The following is a 1282-nucleotide window of genomic DNA, read 5'->3' on the forward strand; positions in this document are numbered from 1 at the left end:
TTTGAAAGATTTTCAAGAGAAAGTTACGAAACTTTTAGAAATTTCTAATATCACCGAATGGAATGGACAAACATTCAAGGCGCGTGAAGAAAATATTAGAGAAGCTGCATTAATATTAGCAGGGGAGTGTATTAGCTTATTACTGCACAATCTTTCTCAGTCTCAAGAAGCTCATCATCAGTCCATGAATCAGACTCAAGGGTGGTGGCATCCAACAACTAAAAAACATGGCTACAAAAAAAGACAAATATTAACATTAGGGAATGTTGAAGTCACCCTGAAATTACCTTATGTGGTTGAGAACCAAAAACAAGTAGATGTAGAACCAGATAAAAATCAAGATAAAAATCAAAATAAAAAACCTATCAACACAGGATTTGTGCCATTTCTAAAATGGTTAGGAATAGAAGAAGGATTAACACCGAGTGTTTGGTCACATATTACTCAATACGGTGCAATTGCTGGTTCATTTGAAGCGGCACGTAAAATCTTAATTGATTGGGGAATAGATATTAGTTTAAAACGAATTGAAAGACTGACATACAAGTTTGGTAAAATAGGCATTAATTTACGTAATGAAAAACTCACGAAACTTCAATTTGGCTCTTTATCTACCAAGAATGTTCTCAAAGACCAACGGGTTGTAATTGCTGTAGATGGGGGACGCACAAGGATTCGGATACCCAAAAAAGGAAGACCTAGAGCCAAGACTAACCGTCGAGGTTTTACAGGAGAATGGATTGAGCCAAAATTATTAACTATCTATGTAGTTAATGAACAGGGAAAAAAAGTTAAAACTTCAGAAATTCCTATTACTAATGATGGCACATATCAAGGATATAAAGGTTTTTTACAAATTTTAGAAATGTATTTGGTTAGATTGGGTATAAGTCAAGCTAAACAGGTGCTGTTTATCGCTGATGGTGCGGAATGGATATGGAAACATATTCCTCCACTTTTAGACCGCTTAGGTTGCCCATCTGAAACTTATCAATTATTTGATTTCTACCATGTCACCGAACATTTACAAGTTTTTGCAGATGCGGCTTTTACTGAAGAACAAGAACGAAAGGCTTGGTTTCAAAAAGCTAGGAGAACTTTAAAAAAAGGTCAGGCTTTAACATTAATTCATGAGATGGATAAATTTATTGCTTCAGCAACAGCAGCGCATTCTAAAATTTTAGTTAAACAAAGGGATTATCTTTTACGTGCTTATCGGGAAGGGCGTTTGAATTACTCTAAAGTTTTAGCCCGTAAATTACCTATTGGTAGTGGTGCTATT

The 1282-nt window shown here is 35.2% G+C and carries 1 protein-coding gene; it reads left to right on the plus strand.

The features are described from left to right. Position 1: 1 nt before the first annotated feature. The coding region (locus FFR48_RS27865) for an ISLre2 family transposase (RefSeq protein ID WP_236104228.1) at positions 2–1282 on the plus strand (1281 nt) is incomplete at its 3' end.

This window comes from Sphaerospermopsis reniformis, from assembly GCF_005402885.1.
GTDB classification, from domain to species: domain Bacteria; phylum Cyanobacteriota; class Cyanobacteriia; order Cyanobacteriales; family Nostocaceae; genus Sphaerospermopsis; species Sphaerospermopsis kisseleviana.